At 72.7% G+C, this 23,378-nt stretch carries 28 protein-coding genes; 16 read left to right on the top strand and 12 right to left on the bottom strand.

Annotation, left to right across the window (positions count from 1 at the left end; all coding sequences use genetic code 11):
* Nucleotides 1-8: 8 nt before the first annotated feature.
* From ACFVFS_RS00580 to ACFVFS_RS00565, 4 genes are all read left to right on the top strand, one after another.
* A complete protein-coding gene (locus tag ACFVFS_RS00580) occupies nucleotides 9-2,123 on the top strand; it encodes a HEAT repeat domain-containing protein (RefSeq protein ID WP_380618514.1) in 2,115 nt (704 codons plus the stop codon).
* A 331-nt stretch (nucleotides 2,124-2,454) separates the two neighbouring features.
* Complete coding sequence (locus tag ACFVFS_RS00575) at nucleotides 2,455-2,697, top strand: hypothetical protein (protein WP_380618512.1); 243 nt, start codon at nucleotides 2,455-2,457, stop codon at nucleotides 2,695-2,697.
* Between the two features lie 57 nt (nucleotides 2,698-2,754).
* Nucleotides 2,755-3,285, top strand: coding sequence for a GNAT family N-acetyltransferase (locus ACFVFS_RS00570; protein WP_380618510.1), 531 nt, complete (start codon nucleotides 2,755-2,757; stop codon nucleotides 3,283-3,285).
* Between the two features lie 134 nt (nucleotides 3,286-3,419).
* On the top strand, nucleotides 3,420-3,968 hold the full coding sequence (locus ACFVFS_RS00565) for an isochorismatase family protein (RefSeq protein ID WP_380618508.1): 549 nt from the start codon (nucleotides 3,420-3,422) through the stop codon (nucleotides 3,966-3,968).
* Here ACFVFS_RS00565 and ACFVFS_RS00560 read toward each other — a convergent pair whose 3' ends face one another.
* Nucleotides 3,969-4,805 (bottom strand): HEAT repeat domain-containing protein, encoded by an 837-nt coding sequence (locus ACFVFS_RS00560; protein ID WP_380618506.1) that lies wholly within the window; start codon nucleotides 4,803-4,805, stop codon nucleotides 3,969-3,971. It lies immediately after the preceding gene.
* Between the two features lie 150 nt (nucleotides 4,806-4,955).
* On the opposite strand from ACFVFS_RS00560, the gene ACFVFS_RS00555 reads away from it, so the two are divergent.
* From ACFVFS_RS00555 to ACFVFS_RS00545, 3 genes are all read left to right on the top strand, one after another.
* Nucleotides 4,956-5,999: an SGNH/GDSL hydrolase family protein gene (locus ACFVFS_RS00555; protein WP_380618504.1), complete on the top strand. Its 1,044-nt coding sequence runs from the start codon at nucleotides 4,956-4,958 to the stop codon at nucleotides 5,997-5,999.
* A 168-nt stretch (nucleotides 6,000-6,167) separates the two neighbouring features.
* Nucleotides 6,168-7,763, top strand: coding sequence for a M4 family metallopeptidase (locus ACFVFS_RS00550; RefSeq protein WP_380618502.1), 1,596 nt, complete (start codon nucleotides 6,168-6,170; stop codon nucleotides 7,761-7,763).
* Between the two features lie 269 nt (nucleotides 7,764-8,032).
* On the top strand, nucleotides 8,033-9,592 hold the full coding sequence (locus ACFVFS_RS00545) for a M4 family metallopeptidase (protein ID WP_380618714.1): 1,560 nt from the start codon (nucleotides 8,033-8,035) through the stop codon (nucleotides 9,590-9,592).
* Nucleotides 9,593-9,663: 71 nt separating this feature from the next.
* On the opposite strand, the gene ACFVFS_RS00540 is transcribed toward ACFVFS_RS00545, so the two are convergent.
* Together ACFVFS_RS00540 and ACFVFS_RS00535 are read right to left on the bottom strand one after the other, a co-directional pair.
* Nucleotides 9,664-9,936, bottom strand: a complete 273-nt coding sequence (locus ACFVFS_RS00540; RefSeq protein WP_380618500.1) for a hypothetical protein — start codon at nucleotides 9,934-9,936, stop codon at nucleotides 9,664-9,666.
* 9 nt (nucleotides 9,937-9,945) lie between these two features.
* Nucleotides 9,946-10,140 (bottom strand): hypothetical protein, encoded by a 195-nt coding sequence (locus ACFVFS_RS00535; protein ID WP_380618498.1) that lies wholly within the window; start codon nucleotides 10,138-10,140, stop codon nucleotides 9,946-9,948.
* A gap of 489 nt (nucleotides 10,141-10,629) precedes the next feature.
* On the opposite strand from ACFVFS_RS00535, the gene ACFVFS_RS00530 reads away from it, so the two are divergent.
* Together ACFVFS_RS00530 and ACFVFS_RS00525 are read left to right on the top strand one after the other, a co-directional pair.
* Nucleotides 10,630-11,262: a hypothetical protein gene (locus ACFVFS_RS00530; RefSeq protein ID WP_380618496.1), complete on the top strand. Its 633-nt coding sequence runs from the start codon at nucleotides 10,630-10,632 to the stop codon at nucleotides 11,260-11,262.
* A gap of 146 nt (nucleotides 11,263-11,408) precedes the next feature.
* On the top strand, nucleotides 11,409-12,014 hold the full coding sequence (locus ACFVFS_RS00525; RefSeq protein WP_380618494.1) for a hypothetical protein: 606 nt from the start codon (nucleotides 11,409-11,411) through the stop codon (nucleotides 12,012-12,014).
* 325 nt (nucleotides 12,015-12,339) lie between these two features.
* On the opposite strand, the gene ACFVFS_RS00520 is transcribed toward ACFVFS_RS00525, so the two are convergent.
* On the bottom strand, nucleotides 12,340-13,416 hold the full coding sequence (locus tag ACFVFS_RS00520; RefSeq protein ID WP_380618492.1) for a hypothetical protein: 1,077 nt from the start codon (nucleotides 13,414-13,416) through the stop codon (nucleotides 12,340-12,342).
* Between the two features lie 576 nt (nucleotides 13,417-13,992).
* Between ACFVFS_RS00520 and ACFVFS_RS00515 the strand changes: the two genes are divergently transcribed.
* Entirely contained in the window at nucleotides 13,993-14,451 is a 459-nt protein-coding gene (locus ACFVFS_RS00515; protein WP_380618490.1) for a hypothetical protein, read from the top strand.
* A 104-nt stretch (nucleotides 14,452-14,555) separates the two neighbouring features.
* Nucleotides 14,556-15,827, top strand: a complete 1,272-nt coding sequence (locus tag ACFVFS_RS00510; RefSeq protein WP_380618488.1) for a hypothetical protein — start codon at nucleotides 14,556-14,558, stop codon at nucleotides 15,825-15,827.
* A 146-nt stretch (nucleotides 15,828-15,973) separates the two neighbouring features.
* Here ACFVFS_RS00510 and ACFVFS_RS00505 read toward each other — a convergent pair whose 3' ends face one another.
* The 5 genes from ACFVFS_RS00505 to ACFVFS_RS00485 all read right to left on the bottom strand — a co-directional run bounded on the left by ACFVFS_RS00505 (nucleotide 15,974) and on the right by ACFVFS_RS00485 (nucleotide 18,721).
* The gene (locus ACFVFS_RS00505; RefSeq protein WP_380618486.1) at nucleotides 15,974-16,210 is read right to left on the bottom strand and encodes a DUF397 domain-containing protein; all 237 of its coding nucleotides are present in this window, start codon (nucleotides 16,208-16,210) and stop codon (nucleotides 15,974-15,976) included.
* 101 nt (nucleotides 16,211-16,311) lie between these two features.
* Nucleotides 16,312-16,896, bottom strand: a complete 585-nt coding sequence (locus ACFVFS_RS00500) for a DinB family protein (RefSeq protein ID WP_380618484.1) — start codon at nucleotides 16,894-16,896, stop codon at nucleotides 16,312-16,314.
* Between the two features lie 90 nt (nucleotides 16,897-16,986).
* The gene (locus ACFVFS_RS00495; protein WP_380618482.1) at nucleotides 16,987-17,493 is read right to left on the bottom strand and encodes a hypothetical protein; all 507 of its coding nucleotides are present in this window, start codon (nucleotides 17,491-17,493) and stop codon (nucleotides 16,987-16,989) included.
* 161 nt (nucleotides 17,494-17,654) lie between these two features.
* Nucleotides 17,655-17,837, bottom strand: a complete 183-nt coding sequence (locus ACFVFS_RS00490; protein ID WP_380618480.1) for a DUF397 domain-containing protein — start codon at nucleotides 17,835-17,837, stop codon at nucleotides 17,655-17,657.
* A complete protein-coding gene (locus ACFVFS_RS00485; protein WP_380618478.1) occupies nucleotides 17,834-18,721 on the bottom strand; it encodes a Scr1 family TA system antitoxin-like transcriptional regulator in 888 nt (295 codons plus the stop codon). The genes ACFVFS_RS00490 and ACFVFS_RS00485 overlap by 4 nt, the downstream gene beginning before the upstream one ends.
* A 126-nt stretch (nucleotides 18,722-18,847) precedes the next feature.
* Here ACFVFS_RS00485 and ACFVFS_RS00480 point away from each other — a divergent pair, with 126 nt between their 5' ends.
* Nucleotides 18,848-19,342, top strand: coding sequence for an ATP-binding protein (locus tag ACFVFS_RS00480; protein ID WP_380618476.1), 495 nt, complete (start codon nucleotides 18,848-18,850; stop codon nucleotides 19,340-19,342).
* Nucleotides 19,329-19,496, top strand: coding sequence for a hypothetical protein (locus ACFVFS_RS00475; protein WP_380618474.1), 168 nt, complete (start codon nucleotides 19,329-19,331; stop codon nucleotides 19,494-19,496). Before ACFVFS_RS00480 ends, ACFVFS_RS00475 begins: the two co-directional genes overlap by 14 nt.
* A 40-nt stretch (nucleotides 19,497-19,536) precedes the next feature.
* On the opposite strand, the gene ACFVFS_RS00470 is transcribed toward ACFVFS_RS00475, so the two are convergent.
* On the bottom strand, nucleotides 19,537-19,929 hold the full coding sequence (locus tag ACFVFS_RS00470; protein WP_380618472.1) for a RidA family protein: 393 nt from the start codon (nucleotides 19,927-19,929) through the stop codon (nucleotides 19,537-19,539).
* 72 nt (nucleotides 19,930-20,001) lie between these two features.
* On the opposite strand from ACFVFS_RS00470, the gene ACFVFS_RS00465 reads away from it, so the two are divergent.
* Together ACFVFS_RS00465 and ACFVFS_RS00460 are read left to right on the top strand one after the other, a co-directional pair.
* The gene (locus tag ACFVFS_RS00465) at nucleotides 20,002-20,931 is read left to right on the top strand and encodes a LysR family transcriptional regulator (RefSeq protein WP_380618470.1); all 930 of its coding nucleotides are present in this window, start codon (nucleotides 20,002-20,004) and stop codon (nucleotides 20,929-20,931) included.
* A gap of 21 nt (nucleotides 20,932-20,952) precedes the next feature.
* Nucleotides 20,953-21,480 carry a hypothetical protein gene (locus ACFVFS_RS00460; RefSeq protein WP_380618468.1) on the top strand — a complete coding sequence of 176 codons (528 nt, stop codon included), beginning with the start codon at nucleotides 20,953-20,955 and terminating at the stop codon, nucleotides 21,478-21,480.
* Between the two features lie 19 nt (nucleotides 21,481-21,499).
* Here ACFVFS_RS00460 and ACFVFS_RS00455 read toward each other — a convergent pair whose 3' ends face one another.
* Complete coding sequence (locus ACFVFS_RS00455) at nucleotides 21,500-22,078, bottom strand: TetR/AcrR family transcriptional regulator (RefSeq protein WP_380618466.1); 579 nt, start codon at nucleotides 22,076-22,078, stop codon at nucleotides 21,500-21,502.
* Between the two features lie 91 nt (nucleotides 22,079-22,169).
* On the opposite strand from ACFVFS_RS00455, the gene ACFVFS_RS00450 reads away from it, so the two are divergent.
* A complete protein-coding gene (locus tag ACFVFS_RS00450) occupies nucleotides 22,170-22,616 on the top strand; it encodes an anthrone oxygenase family protein (RefSeq protein ID WP_380618464.1) in 447 nt (148 codons plus the stop codon).
* Between the two features lie 13 nt (nucleotides 22,617-22,629).
* Here ACFVFS_RS00450 and ACFVFS_RS00445 read toward each other — a convergent pair whose 3' ends face one another.
* Nucleotides 22,630-23,166, bottom strand: coding sequence for an RICIN domain-containing protein (locus ACFVFS_RS00445; RefSeq protein ID WP_380618462.1), 537 nt, complete (start codon nucleotides 23,164-23,166; stop codon nucleotides 22,630-22,632).
* Nucleotides 23,167-23,378: the final 212 nt, after the last annotated feature.

The raw sequence follows: 23,378 nt of genomic DNA, 5'->3' as shown, positions 1-23,378 counted from the left end.
TGACGGTCGTGTTCGACGGAATCGACGACCTCGACTGGTCGCAGCTGCACCACGCCTACGGCACCGCCGAGGAGGTCCCCGGGCTGCTGCGCGCGTTCGCCTCGCCCGACGCGGAGGAGCGGGGCAGTGCGCTCGACCGCTTCTACGGCGCCGTCCACCACCAGGGCGACGTCTACCGGTGCACCGCCGCCGCCGTGCCGTTCCTCTTCGAGCTGGCGGGCGACGCCGCCGTGCCCGAGCGGGCGGAGCTGGTCGAGCTGCTGGTGAGCATCGGCAGGTCGGCCGTCGAGGTCGGTGGGACGGAGGAGGACGACGACGACCTCTCGGGCCACTTCAGGGCCGCGGGGGCGCTGCGGGAGCGGGCCGAGGCTTTCATCGGGTTCGCCGCGGACCCCGACCCGCTGGTGCGGCAGGCGGCGATCCCCGCGCTCGGGCTGTTCGTCGACGACGCGGAGCGCGCCGCCGCGGTGCTGCGCGAACGGTTCCCCGCCGAGCCCGGGGTGGCCGAACGGCTGCTGCTGGTCGAGGCGGCGGCCACCCTCGCCGTGCGCCGGCCGGGCGCGGCACCGGCCGCTCGAACCTGGCTCACCGCACTCGCCGACGACCCCGCGCCCGATCCGGCCGTCCGCCTGGCCGCCCTGGTCCACCGCGCCCGCTGCACACCGGGGTTCGACGCCGGGACGGCGGTCCGCCGCGCGATCGCCCTGCTGCGCGAGGGGGCGGCCCCGGCCGGCGACCGGCACGCCGCGGCCGCCCCGGCGCACCCGTTCGCGCCGGTCGGCGCACCGCCGCAGGTCCTCGCCGCGTTCGAGGAGCTCGCCCGGCAGTCGCGGGTCCCCTCGCCGGTCGCGGCGCTGCTGCACACCTTCCACGAGGTCCTGGGCGAGCGGGCCCCCGAGCGCACGGCGCTGGTGGCGGAACAGCTGCGCAGCGGCGACCCGGACGCCCGGGTGGACGCCCTGCGGACGGGCGCGGAGATCGTCAGGTCGCTGCCCGGCGACCACGGCGGCGACCACGGCGGCCACCTCGACCGTGCCGGGCTCGTCCTCCTGCTCGCCGACCGGCTCGCCGACCCGCACCCCGAGGTCGTCGCCGAGGCCGCGGCCGCCCTCGGCGCCTGCCACCCGTTCGTCGGAGCGGCCCGCCCGGCGCTGGCCGCCCTCGTCACCGCCCAGCGCGGGCAGCACGGCCCGGGGGTGTGGTCCTCCGCGCAGCCCCCGCTGCGCCGCGCCCACCAGGAGGCCGTCCTCGCGCTGGCGCGCCTCGGCGACGAGCTGGCGCTGCCCGGTCTGCTGACGGCCCTGGACGACGGGGTCGACACCTGGCGGGCGGTCCCGGTGCTGCGGTACCTGCCGGACGGGGTGGCGGGGCAGCTGGTGCCGAGGCTGGTCGACCGGCTGCGCGGCTCCGACCTGGAGCGGCCGCACATCACGTCGGAGGTGGTCCCGGTGGTGGCCGCGCTGGGGCACTTCGGGGGGACGCCGGCGCTCGGCGCGATCGAGGAGGTGCTGGACCGGGCCGTGCGGGGGAGGGAGTGGCAGATCGTCCGCTCGGCCCTGGGCGCGCTGCGGCAGTTCGGCCCGGCGGCGGCGCCCGCGCTGCCGGCGATCCGGGAACTCGCCGCCTCCGAGGCGGCGGTGGACGCCGGGGTGGTGCCCGTCGCGCTGGGCGCGCTCCTGGCGGCCGGGGCCGCCCCGGAGGAGGTGCTGCCGGTGGTCCTTCCCCTGCTGGACGACGGCGCGCCGTTCCGGGTGAGCGAGGCCGCCGAGGTCCTCGCCGCGATCGGCCCCGCGGCGGCGGCCGCGCTGCCGCGCCTGCGGGAGCTGCTGGGCCACGACCAGGACTGGGTGCGAGTGCACTGCGCGGCCGCGCTCTGGGCGGTCGGCGGCGGGCCCGAGGCGGCGGCCGTGCTCGGCGCCCTGCTCCCGGCCTGGCAGGAGAACCCCTACACCGCCAGGGTGGTGGTCCCCTGTCTGGACCGGATGGGCCCCGCCGCCGCCCCGGCCGTCCCCCTGCTCCGCGCCCACCTGGAACGCCCCGGCCAGGCCGCCGGCTCCGGAGGACTTGAGGAGGACGAGAAGCTGCGCTCCCGCTGCCGCACCCTCCTCACCCGCCTCGGCTGAGCCCCGGCACGCGGCGCGGGAAGTCGGCCGGTCCGACTTCCCGCGCCGCGCCCAACGCCTCGGGGCCGGCCTCCGGGCCCTGGGCGCTCGCGGGCGGCTCGGCGGGCGGTGGTGCCGGGGATCGTGCCGGGGTTGCGGGTCGTCAGGCCGAGGACGGCGGCGGTGGGGCGACGGCGGCCCGCGCCCTGGAGCGTCGGCGAGCGCTTCCGCGCCGGACGGGCCGTGCCGTGCCGTGCCGTGCCGCACCATGGGGCCTGTGATCGGTTGGGTGCGCAGGTGGCGGCGGCACAGGGCGGAGGCGCGGGATGCCGCCCTGGTGGAGGAGTCCGTCGTGGTGAGGGCCGACGGCGGGGAGCCGCTGACGGTGGTGTTCGAGCCGATGGGCAGCCTGTACGAGGTGCCCGCCGGCGAGCACCTGACGGTGAGGTTCAAGTCACCGCCGGGCAGGGGCGGCGCGGTCGCCCACCGGTCGGACTACGTCTCGATCTCTCCCGGGCTGTCGGGCGGCACGATGACCGCATGGACCGCCGTGGGGGCCGAGATCGACCTGATCACGGGCTGCCCCGAATGGTGACAAAGCCGGAACACTGACGCCCCCTCGGGCGATCCGACCGCCTGTTAGCGTGGCCGGATGGATGATCTTGGAGCAGTGTCCTGGCCGCCCGCGCCCATCAGGACCGAGCGGCTCGTACTCCGCGCACCCGAGGCGCGGGACCGTGCGGCGTTCGTCGCGCTGCTCACCTCGCCGGAGGTGAACGCCTACCTCGGCGGTCCCCGGGCGCGGGACGAGGTCGAGCGCGGGCTGCCCGCGGCGCCGGAGCAGTGGCCAGGGAGCTTCGCCGTCGAGTCGGACGGGGCGATGATCGGGCAGGTCCTGCTCAGGAGGGCGACGGGGCACCGCCGCCCCGCCGCCGCGGGGAAGCTCGACCTCGGCTACCTGTTCCTGCCGCAGGCCTGGGGGTTCGGGTACGCCGCCGAGGCGTGCGCGGCGGCGCTCGACTGGCTCGCCGGCGTGCTGCCCGGCGAGCCTGTGGTGCTCACCACCCAGAGCGCCAACGCCGCCTCGATGCGGCTCGCGGCGAAGCTGGGGTTCACCGAGGTGGAGCGCTTCGAGGCCTGGGACGCCGAGCAGTGGCTCGGCATGCGCTCCCCGGGCCGGTGAGACTCCAGGCCCCTTCTGACGTGATGTGAGGAAGGGTGAGGCCGCCGCGACCTCCCCGTCGCCGACGCCGACCACCCCGCCTCCGGCGCGTGGCGCTCGACGCAAGTCGGCGCAGCACGGCTACGGTGGCGACCATGGCGGACACCGCACTGCTCATCGTCGACCTGCAGAGCGCCCTGCTCATCGGGGCCCACGACGCCGAGGGCTGCCTGGCCCGCGTCGCCGAACTCGCCGGGCGCGCACGCGCGGCCGGCGTCCCGGTGGTCTACCTGCGCCAGCGGGTCGACCACCCCGACATCCCGGCCGAACTGCTGGAGATCCACCCGGCGGTGGCCCCGCGGCCGGGCGACACCGTGCTGGAGAAGGACAGCGCCGACGCCTTCCTGGGCACGCCCCTCGACGCCGTGCTGCGCGAACGCGGCGTGCGGCGCGTGGTCGTCACCGGCGCCGCCACCGAGTACTGCGTCGACTCCACCAGCCGCAGCGCGCTCTCGCACGGCTACGACCTGGTCCTCGTCGCCGACGGCCACACCACCCCGACGCGCCCCGCCGACAGCCCGCTGCCCGCCGCGGCCCAGGTGCTGGTCCACCACAACGCGGTCTTCGCGACCATCGTCTACCCCGGCCGCACGATCAGGGTCCTCCCGGCGGCGGCGGTGGACTTCACCGCCGCGCCGGCCTGATCACCGCGCCGCCCGTACCGCCCGCGCCGCCCGTTCCGAGCGCTCCTCCCGCACCGCCTCCCGGACGTCCGGGTGCGGGTCGTCGGCGAGCCGGTCCAGCAGCCCGTCCACGCCGGGGGTGGTCCAGGCCGCGACCGTCCGCACCAGGACCGCCCGGACGACGGGGTCGGGGTGGGCGGCGAGGCGGGCGAGTTCGTCGACCGGGCCCCGCCGGCGGCCGGGCATCCAGAACCAGTTCAGGGCCTCCCGCAGCACGACCGGGTCGCCCGGGTCGCCGGCCGCCGCGATCCTGGCGAGCAGCACCCGGGTCGGCGGCGGCGGCCCGTCCAGCGGGTGCGGGAGCCGCTCGCGCAGCCGCCGCGAACCGTACTCGCCGCGCACGCGGCACCCCTGGCAGGTGCAGGGGCGGGTGCCGTGCGCGTCCGGGTGGTACCGCCAGCCCACCACCTTCGGCGCGGCGCGGATCCGGTGCACCTCCCCCGCACCGATCGCCCGGGGCACGAACACCTCCCACCCGCGCGGGTCGTCCAGCGCCCCGATCCGCCGCACCGCCTCGGCCGCCGTGACGGTCCGCTGCCCGTGCCGCAGCCGCTCCCCGTACGGCCCGAGCAGCACCGGCTGCTCGTCGTCCAGCCGGACGTGGACGGCCACCTTCCCTCCCCGGCTGTCGAACCGGCCCAGCTCGCGCATCCACTGGTGGGTGAGGGTGTACGAGGGCAGCACCGGGAAGCAGTACACGCCCCGCGCGCCGTCCTGGCCGTGGCTCACCGCCCGGATCCCAGAGCGCCGGATGCGCGGCGCGTTCGCCGTCGACGTCAGGTGCACAAACATCGCCATGGTCGGCATGCTAGGCGCCCGCCCGGACAACGCAAATGATCTGACCATTTAGCCCGACCGGGGGTGGCCCGCCCGCGTCTGCGGAAGCGGCGGGGCGGCGGCGTGGACGATCTTGGCCGAAGTCCCTTCCGCCCAGCTCACGGAGGATCCATGCGCCACCCCGTCTCCCGCCTGCGCGCGGGCGCCCTGGCCGTCGGACTCGCGCTGACGGCGGCCGCGCTGCTGCCCTCGGGCCCCGCCGGCGCGGCCGACCAGTACGAGTGGGCCGCGCTCGGCGACTCGTTCACCGCCGGTCTCTTCGTCGGGGAGCCGAAACCAGCGCTGGGCGACGCCTCGCGGGACGGCTGCGACCGCACCACCGACGCCTATCCCTCCCTCGTCGACCGCGAGCTCGCCGAGTTCCCACCGGGCAAGCCCGTCCATCTGACCGACGCGGGTTGCGGCGCCGCCGCCATCCCTGAGATCGCCACGGCGAAGCAGACGCCGATCAGCCCGGTCGATCCCCCCGCGGGCGGCTGGCCCGCCGTGGAGCCGCAGACCCGGCGGACCCGGCTGGGAGACGGGACCGACGTCGTGACCATCGGCGTCGGCGCCAAGAGCCTGGGCCTCGGCGCCCTGCTCCTCAAGTGCCGCGAACTGGGCCACGGCGGCAAGTCCTGCCGCGACCACTTCACCAATCCTCCGGAGGGGACGGAGGGCATCGACGACAGGCTCGCCCGGATCCAGGACGAGTACATCGAGATGCTGGCCCACGTGCACCAGACGGCGCCCAACGCCAAGGTGATCACGGTCGGCTACCCGGCCCTCCTTCCGGAGAAGGGCAGCGCCTGCAACAGCGCCGACCCCACGCAACTCGGTTCGACCACCCCCGACGACGTCGACTGGCTCCGGGACGGCGTCCTCAGGCAGCTGAACTCCACGATCCAGCGGGTCACGGAGTTCTTCGGCGACCGCTTCGTCGACGTCTACGGCTCCAGCGTGGGCCACGACGCGTGCCAGCCCGCGGACACCAAGTGGGTCGAGGGGTTCTGCGGCGACGCCGCCGACTACTGGCCGTCCAGGCTTCCCGGCGGGCCGCTGGACTGCACCGCCATCGGCCGGCGCGCCACCCTGGTCCACCCCAATGCGGCGGGCCACGCCAACACCGCCTCCCACGTCGAGCGGGCCATCCGCATCGCCCTCCTCGAACGCTGAGGGTCAGCACCGCCGGGGTCGGCGCCGCAGCGCCGGCCCCGGCGGTCGACCGCCGTGACACGGCACGGGCTTCCGGCCCCTCCGGCCCGAACTGACGGTGCGCCGCCACTCTCGGCGGTCGCTCGTCTCCCCTCGTCCCCCCACCTCGCGACCGTCCCAGGAGTCAGAGTGGGCACCACCCCCTTCTCCCGCCGCCCCCTCGCGGCCGTGGCCTCGGCGGTCGTCGCCGCCCTCGCCGCCCTCACGATCCCGGCCGCCCCGGCCGCCGCCTCCACCACCCCCGGCACCCGGGACATCGCGATCGCCGACGCCCTCGCCAACGTCGCCGACCACGCGGAGGCGTTCGGCTTCGGCCCGAGCCAGGAACTCCTGGTCACGGACGTCGTCCTCGACGCCGACGGCGCCTCGCACGTGCGCTTCGACCGCACCTACCGCGGCCTGCCGGTGATCGGCGGCGACCTCGTCGTCCACCAGGACGCCCACGGCCGGTTCACGGACGCCAGCCGCGCGGCCGCCCACGACCCCACCGTGAAGTCCACCGCCCCCGCGGTGCCCGCCCAGGTCGGCGCCGCGAACGCGCTCTCCGCCACCCCCGGCATCCAGAACGCCGTCAGCAGCCCCGAACTCGTCGTCTGGGCCGCCGACGGCACCCCCCGCCTCGCCTGGCGCACCACCGTCCGGGGCACCGGGGAGCACGGCCAGCCGGCCGGGCGGATCGTCGTCAGCGACGCCGTCACCGGCGAGCAGATCGAGGCCTACGACGCCCATCGCCAGGTCTCCGGCACCGGCAACTCCGAGTACACCGGCAAGATCGACATCGATACCAGCCCGGTCAGCGGCGGCGGGTACACCCTCACCGACCCGGAGCGGGGCCACGTCACCCGGGACGCCCACAACGCCTTCGACCTCAACGCGAACTCGGGCACCACGTTCACCGACGCCGACAACGTCTGGGGCGACGGGAAGAAGTTCTCCTCCGACCGCGCCACCGCCGCCGTCGACGCCCACGCCAACACCGCCTGGACGTACGACTACTTCAAGAACGTCCACGGCCGCAACGGCATCAAGAACGACGGCAGGGGCGCCACCGTCTTCGTGCACGTCGGCACCGACTGGGACGACGCCCAGTGGTCCGACGAGTGCTTCTGCATGCTGACCGGGGACGGCGACGGCAAGAGCCACCCCGAGCAGGTCGACCTCGACACCATGGGCCACGAGATGACCCACGGCGTCACCAGCGCCACCGCCGGCCTGCAGTACAAGGGCGAGCCCGGCGGCCTGGACGAGGCCAGCAGCGACATCTTCGGCACCATGGTCGAGTGGTACGCCGACAACCCGATCGACACCCCCGACTACCTCTTCAGCGACCAGTCCACCCCGCCCTGGCTGCGCCGCTTCGACAAGCCCTCGCTCGACGGCCGCTCGGCGGACTGCTGGAGCGGCGCGATCAGCCACCTTGAGCCGCACGCCTCCTCGGGAGTCGGCCGGCACTGGTTCTACCTCGCCAGCGAGGGCAGCGGCAGCAAGACCGTCAACGGCGTGGCCTACAGCAGCGACACCTGCAACGACTACACCGTCTCCGGCATCGGCAACCAGCCGGTCGCCAAGATCTGGTTCCGCGCGCTGACCGTCTACCTGACCTCCACCAGCACCTACAAGGACGCCCACGCCGCCACCCTCAAGGCCGCCACCGACCTGTACGGGGCGGGCGGCACCGAGTTCCGGGCGGTCGACGTCGCCTGGACCGCCGTCGGCGTCGGCTGACCCGGCTGCACGAACCGGCCCCCGGCACTCGGCACTCGGTACTCGGTACTCGGTACTCGGCACGAGGAAAGCATGGATTGATTCATGACGTTCCATCACTTTCCAACACCTTGAACCTACGGATACGACTTCGCAACGTTATGTCCGTCGTTCTGGCGCGAACTGACGGGTAGTCGCCAACCTCGGTGGTAGCTCGTCTCCCCCACCGCGCTACCACCTCAGGAGTCAGAGTGGGCACCACCCCCTTCTCCCGCCGCCCCCTCGCGGCCATGGCCGCGGCGGTCGTCGCCGCCCTCGCCGCCCTCGCGATCCCGGCCGCCCCGGCCGCCGCCTCCACCACCCCCGGCACCCGGGACGCCGCGGTCGCCCAGGCCCTCGCCAACGTCGCCGACCACGCGGAGGCGTTCGGCTTCGGCCCGAGCCAGGAACTCCTGGTCAAGGACGTCGTCCTCGACGCCGACGGCGCCTCGCACGTCCGCTTCGACCGCACCTACCGCGGCCTGCCGGTGATCGGCGGCGACCTCGTCGTCCACCAGGACGCGCGCGGCCGGTTCACGGACGCCAGCCGGGCGGCCGCCGACGACCCCACCGTGAAGTCCACCGTCCCCGTGGTCCCGGCCCAGATCGGCGCCGCGAACGCGCTGTCCCTCTCCCCCGGCATCCAGAACGCCGTCAGCAGCCCCGAACTCGTCGTCTGGGCCGCCGACGGCACCCCCCGCCTCGCCTGGCGCACCACCGTCGAGGGCAGCGGCGAGCACGGTGAGCCCGCCGGGCGGATCGTCGTCAGCGACGCCGTCACCGGCGAGCAGATCGAGGCCTACGACGCCGCGCAGCAGGCCACCGGCACCGGCAACTCCGAGTACACCGGCCGGATCACCGTCGACACCACCCCGGTCACCGGTGGCTACACCCTCACCGACCCGGTCCGCGGCCACGTCACCAAGGACGCCAACAACGCCTCCTCCGGCACCATCAGCCCGAGCTCCGGGACCAGGTTCACCGACGCCGACAACGTCTGGGGCGACGGGAGGAAGTTCTCCACCGACCGGGCCACCGCCGCCGTCGACGCCCACGCCAACACCGCCTGGACGTACGACTACTACAGGAACGTCCACAGCCGCAACGGCATCAGGAACGACGGCGTGGCCCCCACCGTCTTCGTCCACGTCGGCACCCGGTGGGACAACGCCCAGTGGTCCCCCAGCTGCTTCTGCATGCTGAGCGGGGACGGCAACGGCACCAAGGACCCCGAGCAGGTCGACCTCGACACCATGGGCCACGAGATGACCCACGGCGTCACCGGCGCCACCGCCGGCCTGATCTACCGGGGCGAGTCCGGCGGGCTCAACGAGTCCACCAGCGACATCCTCGGCACGATGGTCGAGTGGTACGCCAACAACTCGATCGACACCCCCGACTACCTCTTCAGCGACCAGTCCACCCCGCCCTGGCTGCGCCGCTTCGACAAGCCCTCGCTGGACGGCGGCTCGGCGGACTGCTGGAGCAGCACGGTCGGCAACCTCGACGTGCACTACTCCTCGGGCGTCGGCAACCACTGGTTCTACCTCGCAAGTGAGGGCAGCGGCAGCAAGACCGTCAACGGCGTCGCCTACAACAGCCCGACCTGCAACGGCTCGACGGTCACCGGCATCGGCAACCAGAAGGCCGCCAGGATCTGGTACCGCGCGCTGACCGTCTACATGACCTCCACCACCAACTACAAGGCCGCCCGCACCGCCACCCTCAACGCCGCCGCCGACCTGTACAAGGCGGACAGCCCCGAGTACCGGACCGTCGCCGCGGCCTGGTCCGCCGTCGGCGTCGCCTGACCCCGCCACCCCCGAACCGGCTTCCGGCCGCTGCCGGAGGCCGGTTCACGCGCGGGTCGCGGCGGGGCGGCCTACGGGTACCACGGAGGGCCGAAGGTGAACGGGTTCCACGGGGTCCAGCCGCCGTTCACGTCGCGGATCCGCGCCCAGTACCCGCCGTCGGAGCCGCGTCCGCCGATGAGCAGGTTGCCGCGGCCGTCCCACTTCTGGAAGATGCCCCCGCTGAGGACGCCGCCGAGCGACACCCAGGTGCTCACCGTGCCGTTCGGGTTCATCCACCGGGTCCACAGGGCGTAGTCGGTCCCCACCGCGAACGCCTGGAACGTCCCGTCGTCGAACATCACGTACTGCGGCTACCCGAACTGGCCCCCGCACCTGATCGACCCCCCGAACCCGGGAAGGCCCCTGACCTCCTCGGTCGACGAGCTGCACACGAGCTTCTCCGGGTACGTGACGGCGTGCGCCGTGCCCGCCGCCCCCACCGCGCCGCCGGCCGCCAGCGCCATGGCGGCCACCGCCATGGCGGCGGCCTTCCTGATCCTCCGCATGCCCAACTCCGGTCGACGATCCGCACCGCCCCGCCGGACGGCGGAGCAGGACGGCCGCACCCCGACCGCCCCAGCACCGCGACCGGGGTGCCGGCCTCGCCGAGAACCCTCGGCGCGGACCCGATGCCGGTCAATCACCCTGCGGGGTCCTGGCACCGGAGGCCGCGGTCGTCTGCCCCAACGCGCACGACCTCCGCGCCGCGACAACCCCGCGCCCCCGCCGACCGGTCGTCACGAGAAGGCGCGCGGTGCGGTGTCCGGCGATCTGAGTCCGCGTACTCATGCCCGGCCGGCGGACCCGTCGATCGGCCGGGCGATCCTCCCGTGGGCGGCGCGCCCGCGATCCCCGAGTGTGAGCACGCCCGCGACGCACCGTCATTCGCGCACGGCCGAAAATCTGTCCGATTTCCACATGGCACAGGAGTGCCGCATGCCATTTCATGACGTACACAAAGCAGTTGGTTCAGGCATCGGAAAGGGAACGTCATCATGCGATTCCGCGCACTGGCCGCCGTCTCGGCGCTCACCGCCCTCACGCTCCTCGGGGCGGTCCCGACGGCGCAGGCGGCCGCCCCGTCCGCCCCCGCGACGACCTCCGGGGCCAAGCTCCAGAAGCTGACCCCGGAGACGGCCGCCGCGGTGGACGCGGCGCGCGCGGGAACGGCCGCGGCCGACTCCCCCACCGGAGTCACGCCGCACTACGTGTGCTTCCAGGCTCACTCGCGGACCACGGGGTGGACCAATCTGGTGTGCAGCGACGGCCCGGGCTTCACCGGGACGGAGAACAAGAACGACCCGATCGACTCCGTCGTCTTCACGGTGGGCGGCGGCTTCGACTTCCGCGCGCAGGTGCACTTCGCGAACACCGGCACCACGGGCGAGGTCCACGTGCCGTCGGGCTCCCAGTACCAGTTCTACAACGACGGCAACGCGGTCGAGGCGATCCACCTGCGGAGCCTCAACCACTCCATGAAGGCCGCCGCCCACGTGCAGAACGTCGGCTGGAAGGGCACGAACACCTGGGAGCGCGACCAGTGGATCGGCAGCATCGGCGAGGCCCGCTGGATGGAGGCGTTCTGGATCGACCTCCCGACCGGTCTGGAGACGCTGACCGGCCAGTGAGACCGGGAGCGGCCGCGCGGTAGGCGCGGTAGGCGCGGTAGGCACGGCCGGAAATGTGTCCGGTTCCGACGTGGTCGCGACGCACCGCTTTCCAGCTCTTAGAGTGCGCAAGGCAGTTGACCCGGCACACGAACGGAGATCTGATCATGCGATTCCGCGCACTGACCGCCGTCTCGGCGCTCACCGCCCTCACGTTCCTCGGCACGGTCCCGATGGCGCAGGCGGCCGACTCGTCGGCCCCCGCGTCGAACACCGGGGTCAAGATCCGGAAGCCGACCCCGGAGCTGGCCCGCGCGATCGACGCGGCGCGCACGAAGGCGGCCGGGTCCGGCCCGGCCCTCCAGACCGCGCACGTCCTGTGCTACCAGGCCCACACGCGGAACGCCGGCTGGAGCGCCATCCTGTGCACCGACGGTGCTCCGGGCTTCACGGGCACCACGGGCCACAACGACCCGATCGACCGCGTCGTCTTCTGGGTGGGCGGCGGCCTGGACTTCAACACGCAGCTGCACTGGGCGAACGACGGCACGAGCCAGGGGTTCCATGTGGCCTCGGGCGACGGCCTGGAGCTGTGGAACACCCACGGCAACGCCCTTGAGGCGATCCGCCTGTGGAGCAGCAACGACCTCATGAAGGCCGCCGCCCACGTGCAGAACGTCGGCTGGAAGGGCACCGACCGGTGGTCGCCCGACCAGTGGATCGGCAGCATCGGCGAGGCCCGCTGGATGGAGGCGTTCTGGGTCGCCGTCTGACCCCGCTCCGCGGTGGCGCCCGCGCGGTGTGAACCGCGCGGGCGCTCCGGGCGTCGGTCGGCTCCGGCGGCGGGCGGGCCGGACCCACTCACCGTGGCCGTCCACCGGGGGTGGACGGCCACGGGAGGGGTCGGGCGGACCGGGCGGCTACCCGAGCCGGTGGCGGAGCCGGGCGCGCCCGTGGGCGCTCAGCGCGTCCCACCGGAGGCCGGGCGCATCCCCCGGCCCACCCGTCGAGCCGGCGGTCACCGGCACTCCCGGACCGGGCAGGCCGGCTCGTTGCCGGGTCGACCGGACGACCACCTGATCACCACATCGCACAGCCCTAGTTGATCCGCTTCGCGACGGCCGCGTTGTCGGGGAAGGCCGTGCTCCGGGCTCCGTTCCAGCGCACGTTGAGGGTCCACGAGGTGTTCGAGGGCGAGACCGACGGTGTCGAGGAGGACGGCGCGAGGGTGCCGGCCGGGTGGCGCCACCCGTCGAACGTCCGCCCGCCGTCGGACGACTGGCTCTCCCAGACGTAGCCGTCGTTTCCGACGCAGGCGAGCAGGACGCGCTGCTGCTCGGCGTATCCCGCCTGGCCCGGCCCGACCAGGGTGGTCTGGTTACCCAGCCGTGCCGCGCCCACCCCGCTGGCGCATTCGGCCCCGCCGTTCACCTCGCGCAGGGACAGCACGCTGCCGTTCTGCACGGATCGGGTCTCGCTCCAGACGCGGCGGTCCGTTCCCGTGAAGAACATCCGGCGCACGTACTGGTTGTACTCCGTACCGTATTCGGTGACCTGGCTGTTCCCCTCGATGTCCGTGGAGTTCGTGCCGAGGAGCGCGTAGTGGTCGATCTCCCAGTGATCGTTCGGCAGCATCTGGCCGTTCCGGTAGTAGACCAGCAGGGAGTTGATCTGCCGGTTGGCGTTCGGTGCGTCGATGTGCAGCGTTCCCGTGGTCGACACGGTGACCAGGGGGCTGCCGATCGCCCGCGCGCCGGCGGCGAAGCGGGTCCAGGCCGTCCAGAAGTTCGCCGATCCGCTGTTCACCTGGCTGTACCAGATCTCCCCGTCCAGGCCCCTGATGATCACCATCGCGCGGCCCGGGGGGAACTCGACGATGCGCGGCGGTGAGCTGGTGCGGCTCGCGAGGTCCCCGCCGAGGGGATGCCAGGTGCCGCCGTTGTAGCGGAACCAGATGTTGCTGTCCGTACCCCGGGCGACGTCGTAGGTCGCGCCGCCGATCGTTGCGGAGTAGACGGCGGACAGGACGCGCGCCTGGTTGCCGTCGAAGCTGCCCCAATTCGTCTCGGCGGCCTGTGCGGGGCTCTGCGCGCCGGCCAGCACCAGCACGCTCCCGATCAGTGTGGCGACGGCCGCGCGCCAAGCACGGGTCACTCGTTTGCGACGGATTTCCATGAAAGTCCCCTCCGAAGTCGGTTCTGCTCATGGAAGCCTCCAGCAGAAACGGTCGGCCGGGTGTGTCACAGGTGCACGGCGATTGACCGTCCACGCACTCCCGAGGCCCCGGCAACCAACGCTGTCCGGAGACCCACAGCCCGCGGCAGCACCAGCATGATCCGCCAACTCCATCAGTCACACCCGCGACCGCCGGGCCGCGCCACCCCGCGAGGGGCGCGCCGCACACGGAGGAATGGCACAACGGGCAACAACCGCCGCCGCCGTACGCCCGCCCCGGCCCTGCCGCGCCGATCCGCCGCACCTCATCGAGCACGTCGACCCGTCCACCGACGCTCCGGCCGCGCTTCCGGGTTGCCGGGCACGCGGGTAGACCCGCGACGCCCGTCGGGGCAGCCCGGTCCTCGCGCGCGGGCACGACCCGCCGATCGGAGCTGACGTTACGTCACGACCGTTGCAAAGCTTGGCCCGAGAGCCCGGCGCCAGCGATTCTCCCGCCGGTCTGCGGTGGTCCGGGCCTCATGGGTCGCCCGCTGTCCGGCGGGCGGACCCGGCTACTGGTCGGGAGGCCGAGTGATGGAGATGAAGAGGCTCGCACGGGTGGCCGTGGTCGCCGCCGCGGTCGCGGGGACCGTTCTCGGGGCGTCCGGAACGGCCGGCGCCAACGGGGTGCTCAAGCCGGTGGACAACACCCTCTGCGCGAAGCCGACCCTGACGAACGAACCGCTCGCGAACGGGTTGTTCCCCTGCGGGCACGGCTTCAACAGGTACATGCCGAAGGTGCTCTTCAGCGACGGCACGATCCAGGTGTTCGGCATCGGGACGGACTTCGGTGTGTGGACCCGGTGGTGGGGCGGACCCAACGGCGGGTCGAGCAACTGGGTCTCGCTCGGCGGCCTCGCGTCCACCGGCTCCGTCATGGTGAACGCGTTCACCGACAGCGTCCTGCAACTGGAGATCATCGGCACGAACAACGGCAGGCACATGTTCAACAACCGCAACGCCCACGGGACATGGAGCGGCTGGTTCCGGTAGGCGCGGACGGGCGCGCTTCCGTGCGGAGGCCTCGCCCGGCCGTGACCCCCAGCGGGCGAATCAGTGCTGAACAATCCCAACTACACACAGGGGAATGTACGTTGATGAAGAAGAACGCACGTGGACTGGCCGCCCTCCTCAGTGCGGCGTCGTTGCTGCTGTCCGCCCCGCTGATGTCGGCGCCCGCCTCGGCCGCCTCCCCGGCAGGACCGGCGGCCGGCCCCACCACCGGCCTCGCGGCGGCGGCCCTCGCCACCCAGGAGCGGATCACCCTGGCCGCGGAGGAGATCCGCAGGCAGGCCCACCAGGACCCCGCCACCGGATATGCGGGCATCACCCTGTCACCGGAGGGCAACGGCTACACCCTGCGCTGGAAGGGCGAGGTGCCCCAGGGCGTCAACGACCTGATCGCCGCACAGCGCGACCGGGGCCTTTCCGTGACGGTCGCGGCCTCCGCCTACAGCAGCTCGGAGCTGCGGGAACGGGCACGGGCGATCATCGAGTCGGGAGCGCGCGTCGGCGGCGCCCGGCTGACCGGCGCGGGGCCCAGCGAGGACGGTAACTCGCTGACCGTCGGCGTCGAGGCGACCTCGGCCTCCGCCCGATCCGGCGACCTGCAGTCCCTGGGCGACGCGCTCCCCGAGGACCTCACCCACGGCATTCCCGTCACCCTCGTCCCCGAGGAAGGGTCCACGACTCTGGCCGACCGGGAGGGGGACAATTCCCCCTACTTCGGCGGATCGCTCATCAAGGTACCCGGCGGTGCCCTGTGCTCCTCCGCCTTCGGCGCCAAGCCGCAGGGAGCCGACAACTACCTCCTGCTCACCGCCGAGCACTGCGGCAAGAGGGGGGACACCATCAGGACCGGTAAGAGCTCTGTGATCGGAACGGTGAGTTCGGCCAACGGGCGCCACGATGTCGCACTGATCGACGTTCCCCGGTCGTCGTCGTACGTCTACGCCAAGGGACCTGTCGGGGCGAAGGTGGAGACGCTCAAGGTCTACGGGTACGTCGGCGCCTTCAAGAACCAGCTCCTCTGCGCGGACGGAGCGCTCATGGGACAGGTGTGCGACGGCAAGGTCGTCAGGACGGACTGGGTCCTGGAGCTCGGCGGCACGGTCCGCGAGGTGTACGAGATCGACCAGAAGGCCGGCAGGAACATGGCGGGCAAGGGCGACAGCGGAGGCCCTGTCTTCCAGTACACCCCTGGCGGCGATGTGTACGCCGCCGGCATCATCTCCGGCAGCAAGGGCGGGGAGAAGTGCAAGAGCCCGCTGGGCGGGACGCGCCCCGGCTGCTCGCCCAACCTCTACATCACGGACATGGCGAAGATCGCCGAGGACGTCTACCCCGGCCTGCGGCTCTACGCGTTCTAGCCGTTCAGGCAGGGCGGCCGCCGCGTGCTCGTCCGCGCACGCGGCGGCCGACGGCTCCGACCAGGTCGACGACCGGGTCTGCGAGGTCGCCCGCGGCCGGCATGAGCTGGTCGCGGGCGGCGGACAGCACGACGGCGAGACTGCCGTCAGACCGACTGGGCGAAGTCGAGGAAGGACCGCCAGGCGGCCGAGGTGAAGGCGAGGTGGGGGCCGGACTTGTCCTTGGAGTCACGGACGAGGACGGCGGACATCGCCTCGGCGACCTCGACGCAGTTGCCGCCCTCGTTGCCGCTGTGGCTGCTCTTGCGCCAGGCGACCTCGACGCAGGCGAAGGCTTCTTCCCCGCAATGGCTGCTCTTGAACCACACCAGGTCGCTACTCATGGCTCTCCCTCGGAAGTGGGGCTGCTGAAGCGCGCGTTCAGGATACGGAGCGCCGCCCCGGGCGGCCATGGCACAGCCCAAGCCCGTGTCGATGGCCCCCTCTACGCCTTGCCCTGCGCCGCCGACCTGGCGGCCCGCTCGATCTTCGCGCAGTAGGCCGCACGGGCTTCCGCGTCGATCTGCCTCTCGTGTTCGGCGCGCAGCCCGGTCCGGCCGTCGAGGCCCTCGCGCAGGATGTCGGCGTGCCCGGCATGCCGGACGGACTCGCTGAGGACGTGGACCATGACGGCGAACAGGTTCGTGTTGGGACCGGGCCCCGACCACCACGGCACGTGGCCGGGGGCGTCGAGGGCAAGCTCGCTGATCGTCGCGTCCGAGTGTTCCCAGGTGCGCCGGTAGAACCCGATGATCTGATCGCGGGTCTCGTCCTCGGCCGCCCACTGGTCGCTGCCGTCGTGGTCCTGCCACCGGCACAGCGGTTCCGGCGAAGGCCGGTCGAAGACCTCGCCGAAGTACCTGGCCTCGACAGTGGCCACGTGCTTGACCAGGCCCAGGAGGTTGGTCCCGGTCGCCGTCAAAGGCCGACGGGCGTCGTACTCGGACAAGCCGTCGAGCTTCCAGAGCAGCGCCTCACGGTCCCGCCGCAGTCTGCTGTGCAGGTCGTTCTTCGCGAATTCGTCGATCATGCGGAACGAGCCTGCCATGGGCTGCCCCTGGCTTCAAGATCCACACAGGGTCCGCAACGGCAGGCGGAGCCGAGGCCGGGCCCCGACCTCCTACTCCGAGTCGCCGGAGACCCAGTCCGCTACCTCGGCGGCGACCTCGGCGGGACTCCGGCCGACGGTGGTGAACCGCCTGTCCACCACGGACCGGAGTTCTTCGGCGTCCTTGATCGCCTCCTCGATCCGCTCCGGATCCCACCCTCGGGCGGCAAGGCGGGCACGCCTGTCCGCGTCGGCGCAGTCGAGGTGCGCCCAGGCGACGCGTGGCGGCTGCGCGAAGTCCGCAGCCGCGCTTGCCCATTCGCTCGGCGCCAGGGGGCAGAGGATCACCACGGGCCCGCCGGTCCTGAGCATCATGGACGCGATCTTCACCCAGAGCCTGTTGTAGGCCGGCCATACGGGGCTCGCCGAGGGCGTGGTGATGTCGATACCCAGGAGCCTGCCGTCCGCCTCCGGCAGCTCATCGAAGTCGACGCTGCCGAACGGGTACGCCGCCAGGTGCGGGAGGAGAGTGGACTTTCCGGCTCCCGGTGCGCCAGTGATGACGTGTAGCTTCGGCAACCGGCCTTCCTCCCTTGGTTTGTTGCGCTCTCCAGGGTACGGAGCTTCGCCCGGGGGCGGCCATGGCGCAGCCCCCACAGCAAGGCGGCCACACCCACACAGAAAGCGACCGTCCACCGGTGGGTGGACGGTCGCGAGGCACCGAGCGGGGAGACTGGTCGTCAGACCGACTGCGCGAACTCGACGAAGGACTGCCAGGCCTCCGGCGAGAAGGTGAGACGGGGACCGGACTTGTCCTTGGAGTCACGCACCAGCACGGTCGACGTCGCGTCCGCGACCTCGACGCACTCCCCACCATCCGGCCCGCTGTAGCTGCTCTTGAACCACACCAGTTCGCTGCTCATCGCTCTCCCAGAATCTTCTCGATCAACGACAGGGACTCCTGCGGAGTGTGCGCCTGCGCCCTGAGGGCGCCGTATCGAGCGTTCATGATGCGAACCTCCTCCTGGGCCGTGATCAGCCTACTGCTCGTCTGCACCTCGATGTAGGCCATCTGCGGACGCCCCTTTGGGGTGATCAAGATGAACGGCCCGCCCGTCCCGGCGCTCTCGGTACGGTCCAGCGGCATGACCTGGATCGGCATCCCGCGCATGCTTCCAACCTTCAGCAAGTGACGCAGCTGCTGCTCGTGGACGTCCCATCCGCCAAGGGGCCGCCGGAGAACGCTCTCGTCGATCACCCAGCTGAACACCGCCCGAGGCCAGCTCGCGAGAATCTCTTGCCGTGCCATGCGAGCCGCAACACGGGTCTCGATGACCTCCTCGGAGAGGAGCGGCTGACTCATCGAGAAGACCGCACGCGCATGGGCCTCGGTTTGCAGCAGCCCCGGGACGCTGTACAGGCTGACGCAGTGCAGTTCCTCGGCGACGGCCTCAAGCCCCGCGTAGCCCCGGAACCACTCGGGGTGCCGCACGCGGGCCTTGGCCTTCGCCCGCTCGATGTCGTCCGCGATGACGAGCAGCAGGCCGCCGGCGTCGAGGACCCGCTCCGCCGCCACCAGCAGCTCCCGCTGCGGTGTCCGCTTCCCCTGCTCCACCGCGCCGATCAGGCTCTCGGTGTAGCCGACCTCCTTGGCGAACTCCTTCTGCGTCAGCCCCGCCCGCTCGCGCAGCAGCTTGATCTGCTTACCGACCGCCCGAAGGAAGTCCGACACCTCGGACAGGTCCTCGTCGAGCTGCGGCCGCGCCACGTCGCCGCTGTCTCCGCCGGTGCCCCGAACTTCGGTCATTACGACCTCCCCATTTTCCTGTCACGGCCGACCGCCGCCACGCGACACTTTCCGCGCACACACAGGCACTCACCGTGCCCGCCGGATGCGTCGTCAGCCTAAGCCCGGGGGGGCAGGCTTTTCCCCATGAAGTCCGAAATCCCCCTCGACGAACCCGAGCCGCGCGCCCACACCGCGCTCCTCACATGCACCCCCAAGGGAGCCGCCGTCGGCCGCCGGATCGCCCGGCAGCAACTGACCGCCTGGGAGCTCAACTCCCTTTGGCCAGAGGCCTTTCACCACGCGCTGATCATCGTCGCCGAGCTGGCCGCCAACGCCTCCACCCACGGGCGCACCCCGGGGCGCGGGTTCGAGCTGTGCCTCTCGCTCACCACCGCGCGCCGGGCGCGCACCACCGTGCTCCGGATCGCGGTCTCGGACTGCCGAGGGGACCGCCGGCCCGTCTTCCCGTCACCCGCCTGTCCGGCGGACGCCCAGTCGGGGCGCGGGCTCACCCTCGTCGACGCGCTCGCCGACCGCTGGGGCACCCTGCCCCGGGACCCCGGCGCCAAAACGGTCTGGGCCGAACTCGACCTCCCCCTCGCCGAGTTCAAGGCCGGTTCCGACGATGCCGCCGCCTGACCAGCCCCCGCACAGCCCGGCCGCCGCCGCGGCCTGCACCGTCCTCCTCCTCACCCTCCTCCTCGCGCTGGCCGCCTGGGTCCACCCCGTCCTCAAGCACCACCACCCCGCCCCACGCCCCGTCCCGGACGCCACGGCGACCGCAACCCCTTGACCGCCGAACCAGGAAGTCGGCCCCGCCGACTTCCTGCTCCTCACTCCCCCACCGGCCGCCGCGCGTCGACCTCGATCTCGATCCTCATCCGGGGGTCGGCGAGACCGCACACCATCATCGTGGCCGCCGGCCGCACCTCCCCGAAGTACCGCCGCAGCACGGGCCAGCAGGGCTCGAACTCCTCACGTTCCGGCAGCAGATAGCGCACCCGCACCACGTCCGCGAAGGCGCAGCCGGCGTCCGCCAGGGCCTCGCCGATGTTGCGCAGACACTGCTCGGCCTGCTCCACCACGCCGTCGGCGATCGTCATCGTCCGGTAGTCGAATCCGGTGGTCCCGGAGACGAAGACCTCGTCGCCGACGACCACCGCCCTCGCATAGCCGATCTGCTCCTCGAAGGTGGAACCGCTGAGAATGGCGCGTCGCTCTGTCATGCGGCGAACGCTAAGCGAGCTGCGGCGATACGTCTAATACCTCGAAAACCATCGCCTGATATCTCTAGGAATATGGACCGCCCCGAACTCCCGCTCCCCCAGTTGCACGCTTTCGCCGTCCTCGCCGAGGAACTGCACTTCGGACACGCCGCGGCGCGCCTCGGTATCGCGCAACCCCCGCTCAGCCAGCAGATCGCCCGTCTGGAGGCGAGGGTCGGGCACCGCCTCTTCGTCCGCCCACCGGGGCAGGTCGCGCTCACTCCGGCCGGGCGGGAGCTGCTGCCGGCGGCCCGGCGGGCGCTCGCCGACCTCGCCGACGGGCTGGCCGCCGCGCGGGCGGTCGGCAGTGGTCGGGCGGGGCGGCTGCGGATCGGGTTCTCGGCCTCCCTCGCGCTGACCGTCCTGTCGGGGCTGCTCGGCACCTTCCGCGCGCGCTACCCGGACGTCGACCTGGACATCCGCGAGATGACCAGCGCCCCGCAGCTCGCCGCCCTCCGGGAGGGGACGATCGACATCGGGCTGCTGCGCGAGCCCCCGGACGCCGAGGCCGGGCCGCTCGGCTTCCGCACCGTCCTCACCGAGCCGTTCGTCGCCGTCCTCCCGGCCGGTCACCCCCTCGCCGACCAACGAGCGGTCGACGTCGCCCAGTTGGCCGACTCGCCGTTCGTCCTCCTCCCCCGCCCGGTCGGGCCGGAGCTGTACGACCGGATAGCCGGGCTGTGCGCGGCGGCGGGGTTCGCCCCGCGGATCGTGCAGCACGCGGTGGAGTGGCAGACGGTGTGCGCGCTCGTCGGCGCGGGGCTCGGGGTCTCGCTCGCCCCGGCGAGCATCCGGCGGCTCGGCCTCCGGGAGGTCGCCTTCCGACCCCTCGAACCGCGCAGCGCCCGCACCCGGGTGGCCGTCGCCTGGCGGCGGGAGGACCCGAGCCCCCTGGTGGCCAACCTGCTGGCGGCCGTCGACGGGACCGGCGGGGACGGGGCGGGCCGGGCGGTGGACCAGTAGAGTGCGGCCGGGGAGGGTGCCGTGCTGGTCGGGTCGCGGGCCGGGTTCGGTCTGGAGTTCCACGTCGAGCGGGACCTTGGTCTGCTCTGCGTCGACGTCTTCGTCGGCGGGCTCCACGTGAACACCTGGGACAACGCCTTCTACCCGCCGCTGCTGGTCAAGAAGCTGAAGGACGAACTCGGGCGCTTCCGCACGCCCGCCGCACGGCCGGAGGGGTTCACCTCACCGGCGGATTCCTTCCGCACGGCCGAGCACCGGATGTACGACGACACCTTCACCGCCCCCGGGGAGGCGCTCGCGCGGTGCGCGTTCCTGGAGTGGGGGGAGTGCACCGACGGCGTGACGGCGTTCGCCTTCCCCGACGGGGAGCTGGTGCACCTCGCCTGCCGGGTGCGCGAGGGCGGCGGTCCCGCCTGGGGCACCGAGGCCCGCGAGGAGCCGACGGTGGCGTCGGTGAGCCGGGCGGCGCTCGTCGCGGCGCTGGAGGGCGGCCTCGCCGTCGCCGAACGCGAGTGGGCCGTCCGGCTCGCCGCCCTCCTGGACCGCTGAGCGCGGTCCTGTCGGCACGTCAGAGCACGGCGAGCCGGTCCACCAGCAGGTCCACCCGCCACCCGGCGTGCTCCGCCGGCAGCCGCCCGGCCCGGGTCAGGGTGGCCAGGCCGTGCAGGGCCGCCCAGAACGTCTCGGTGAACAGGCCCGGGTGGACACCCTCCCCGGCGACCTCGGCGAGGCTCTCCAGCAGGGCGGCGAAGGCGTTCTTCAGCGGCTCCGGGGTGTCCTCCTGCGCGAACGCCAGGCCGCCGTCGAGCTGGAACATGGCGTCGTAGACCGCCGGGTTGCGGTCGGCGAAGTCGAGGTAGGTCCGGGCGAGGGCGGCGACCCGGGCCCGGGGGCCGTCCGCAGCGGCGGTCGCGGCCCGCAGCGCCGCGGCCATCTCGACGGCGCCCTCCAGGGCGACGGCGCCGATGATCTCGCGCTTGCCGCGGAAGTGGCTGTAGAGGACGGGCTGGCTGTACTCGATGCGCTCGGCGAGCCGGCGGGTGGTGACCGCGTCCCAGCCCTGCTGCTCGGCGAGTTCACGGGCCGTCGCCACGATGAGGCGTTCGCGCTCCGCCCGTTCGCGCTGCTTGCGTTCCTGTACCGACATGACCCGATCCTAGCACCGCTAGACAATCAAGCGGCAGCAGCGCTAGCGTTGCCTCATCAGCTAGCAACGCTAGATACCTGGAGGGGTCGTCATGCTCACCACACTTGAGGTGCTCACCACCGTGGTCGTCGGCGTGATGGTGGGGGTGGAGTTCTCCGTCGCCTTCGTCATGAACCGGATCTTCAACGCACTGCCCGAGGACAGCGATCAGCTGGCCCGCGCCCACGGGGGCCGGATGCTCGGCGCCGTGATGCCGGTCTGGTACATCACCTCACTCGTCCTGAGCGGCGTCTGGGCCGTCGCCGAATGGCAGCGCCCCGGCGCCGGCCTGGTGGTCGGCGCCGGGGCGCTGCTGGTCCTGAGCGTGCTGATGTCGGTCCTGCTGCTCGTCCCGATCAACAACCGGGGCAAGACGTGGACCCCGGAGAACCGGCCCGCGGACTGGAAGGAGCAGATGAACCGCTGGGACCGCTACCACTACGCCCGGGTGGCCGTCATCGTCGCCGCCTTCGCCCTGCTGGTCTCCGCCCTCGCCTGAGCCCGTGGTGGGCCTAGTACTCGACGGGGGGATACCCGTTGCCGGGCGCATAGGGGAACCACAGCTGGTTGTTGCCGTTCCAGCAGTCCCACTGCTGGATGCGGACACCGTTGACGTAGCCCGCGCCGGGGACGTCCAGGCACTTCCCGCTCCACGCGTTGCGCAGGGTGTAGCCGCCCGGCGTGCGGGTCCAGACCCAGTTCTGGTTGGCACCGCCGTTGCAGTCCCACTGCTGGGCGGGCGCGCCGTTGTCGGTGCTCCAGCCGCCGATCTCCAGGCACTTGCCGGAGTGCTCGTTGACCACCGGACCGCCCGCCGCCCGCCACAGCTGGTTGTTGCCGCCGTGGCACGACCACTGCTGGATGGGCGCACCGTTGTCGGTGCTCCAGCCGGCGACCTCCAGGCAGTGCGGACTGTTGGCGCTGCCCAGGGTGACGACCTTCGGGATCACCGGGTGGTAGCCGTCGGCGGCACCGGCACCGGGTACGCCGACGGTGAGTGCGAGACCGGCGCCGAGAACGGCGGCGGCCATGCGGGACTTGAGAGCCAAGGTCGTGATCCTCGTCGGAGAGATAGCTGATGACGTCGGCGCGCCGCGCACGAGCACCATCGCCCCCCCGGCTGCCGGGCGGTCACACTAGCGGATCGGCCGCAGGAAGATCACCAGGGTTTCGGCCTCCCGACCACGCCGACAGGCGGAAGAGGGAGCGGGAGGTCGGACCGGCCGACCTCCCACGCCACGACTCCCTGCGCGGCGGCTAC

It is taken from the genome of Kitasatospora sp. NPDC057692, from assembly GCF_042799475.1.
Lineage (GTDB): Bacteria > Actinomycetota > Actinomycetes > Streptomycetales > Streptomycetaceae > Kitasatospora.
This window is presented reverse-complemented; position numbering and strand designations above follow the sequence as displayed.

Excerpts from the sequence above, each read along its gene's own strand:
- ACFVFS_RS00475 (WP_380618474.1), top strand. The coding sequence starts at position 19,329 with ATGCCGCCGCCTGACCAGCCCCCGCACAGCCCGGCCGCCGCCGCGGCC.
- ACFVFS_RS00455 (WP_380618466.1), bottom strand. The coding sequence starts at position 22,078 with ATGTCGGTACAGGAACGCAAGCAGCGCGAACGGGCGGAGCGCGAACGC.
- ACFVFS_RS00560 (WP_380618506.1), bottom strand. The coding sequence starts at position 4,805 with ATGGCGATGTTTGTGCACCTGACGTCGACGGCGAACGCGCCGCGCATC.
- ACFVFS_RS00530 (WP_380618496.1), top strand. The coding sequence starts at position 10,630 with ATGCGATTCCGCGCACTGGCCGCCGTCTCGGCGCTCACCGCCCTCACG.
- ACFVFS_RS00480 (WP_380618476.1), top strand. The coding sequence starts at position 18,848 with ATGAAGTCCGAAATCCCCCTCGACGAACCCGAGCCGCGCGCCCACACC.
- ACFVFS_RS00485 (WP_380618478.1), bottom strand. The coding sequence starts at position 18,721 with ATGACCGAAGTTCGGGGCACCGGCGGAGACAGCGGCGACGTGGCGCGG.
- ACFVFS_RS00450 (WP_380618464.1), top strand. The coding sequence starts at position 22,170 with ATGCTCACCACACTTGAGGTGCTCACCACCGTGGTCGTCGGCGTGATG.
- ACFVFS_RS00555 (WP_380618504.1), top strand. The coding sequence starts at position 4,956 with ATGCGCCACCCCGTCTCCCGCCTGCGCGCGGGCGCCCTGGCCGTCGGA.
- ACFVFS_RS00465 (WP_380618470.1), top strand. The coding sequence starts at position 20,002 with ATGGACCGCCCCGAACTCCCGCTCCCCCAGTTGCACGCTTTCGCCGTC.
- ACFVFS_RS00565 (WP_380618508.1), top strand. The coding sequence starts at position 3,420 with ATGGCGGACACCGCACTGCTCATCGTCGACCTGCAGAGCGCCCTGCTC.
- ACFVFS_RS00535 (WP_380618498.1), bottom strand. The coding sequence starts at position 10,140 with ATGCGGAGGATCAGGAAGGCCGCCGCCATGGCGGTGGCCGCCATGGCG.
- ACFVFS_RS00520 (WP_380618492.1), bottom strand. The coding sequence starts at position 13,416 with ATGGAAATCCGTCGCAAACGAGTGACCCGTGCTTGGCGCGCGGCCGTC.
- ACFVFS_RS00545 (WP_380618714.1), top strand. The coding sequence starts at position 8,033 with ATGGCCGCGGCGGTCGTCGCCGCCCTCGCCGCCCTCGCGATCCCGGCC.
- ACFVFS_RS00490 (WP_380618480.1), bottom strand. The coding sequence starts at position 17,837 with ATGAGCAGCGAACTGGTGTGGTTCAAGAGCAGCTACAGCGGGCCGGAT.
- ACFVFS_RS00500 (WP_380618484.1), bottom strand. The coding sequence starts at position 16,896 with ATGATCGACGAATTCGCGAAGAACGACCTGCACAGCAGACTGCGGCGG.
- ACFVFS_RS00505 (WP_380618486.1), bottom strand. The coding sequence starts at position 16,210 with ATGAGTAGCGACCTGGTGTGGTTCAAGAGCAGCCATTGCGGGGAAGAA.
- ACFVFS_RS00570 (WP_380618510.1), top strand. The coding sequence starts at position 2,755 with ATGGATGATCTTGGAGCAGTGTCCTGGCCGCCCGCGCCCATCAGGACC.
- ACFVFS_RS00515 (WP_380618490.1), top strand. The coding sequence starts at position 13,993 with ATGGAGATGAAGAGGCTCGCACGGGTGGCCGTGGTCGCCGCCGCGGTC.
- ACFVFS_RS00510 (WP_380618488.1), top strand. The coding sequence starts at position 14,556 with ATGAAGAAGAACGCACGTGGACTGGCCGCCCTCCTCAGTGCGGCGTCG.
- ACFVFS_RS00525 (WP_380618494.1), top strand. The coding sequence starts at position 11,409 with ATGCGATTCCGCGCACTGACCGCCGTCTCGGCGCTCACCGCCCTCACG.
- ACFVFS_RS00470 (WP_380618472.1), bottom strand. The coding sequence starts at position 19,929 with ATGACAGAGCGACGCGCCATTCTCAGCGGTTCCACCTTCGAGGAGCAG.